The 713-nt window shown below is 38.0% G+C and carries 1 protein-coding gene; it reads left to right on the forward strand.

Annotation, left to right across the window (positions count from 1 at the left end):
• A partial coding sequence (gene atpB, locus OQ279_RS18430) for a F0F1 ATP synthase subunit A (RefSeq protein WP_266071333.1) occupies positions 1 to 561 on the forward strand: 561 nt, incomplete at its 5' end.
• Between the last annotated feature and the right edge of the window lie 152 nt (positions 562 to 713).

The raw sequence follows: 713 nt of genomic DNA on the forward strand, positions 1-713 counted from the left end.
ATTGAGTGGGTTATGGACTTCGTTAAAAACATTATTAACAGTTCAATGGATTGGAAAACAGGTGGAAGATTCCATGTGTTAGGAATCACACTTATTATGTTCATATTCGTTTCCAATATGTTAGGTCTGCCATTCGCTGTAGTCCTCGACCATGAACTATGGTGGAAATCACCTACCGCTGATCCAATCATAACATTAACCCTTGCGGCGATGGTGATCGCGCTATCACACTACTATGGTGTGAAAATGAAAGGGTTAAAAGAATATGGTAAAGACTTCTTTAGGCCAAAGGCGTTTATGTTCCCGCTGAAGCTTGTAGAAGAATTTTCAAACACATTAACACTAGGTCTTCGTTTATATGGAAATATTTACGCGGGTGAAATTTTACTTTCTCTACTCTCTACTTCCCTCGCATACTCAACCTGGTGGGGAACCATACTAGCAATTCCATTAACGGTAGTATGGCAAGGATTCTCCGTATTTATCGGTTCTATCCAAGCATTTATCTTTACTCTGTTAGCAATGGTCTACATGTCTCATAAAGTAAATCATGACCATTAATATATTATATGTTCAGCTTATTGAACAAAACAAAAATAAACTATATACAATTCAAGGAGGAAATACAAAATGGGTGCAATAGCAGCAGCAATCGCAATTGGTTTAGCAGCATTAGGTGCAGGTTTAGGTAACGGTATGATCGTTTCTCGTAC

The sequence above is a fragment of the Salinimicrobium profundisediminis genome (assembly GCF_026241755.1).
GTDB lineage: Bacteria > Bacteroidota > Bacteroidia > Flavobacteriales > Flavobacteriaceae > Salinimicrobium > Salinimicrobium profundisediminis.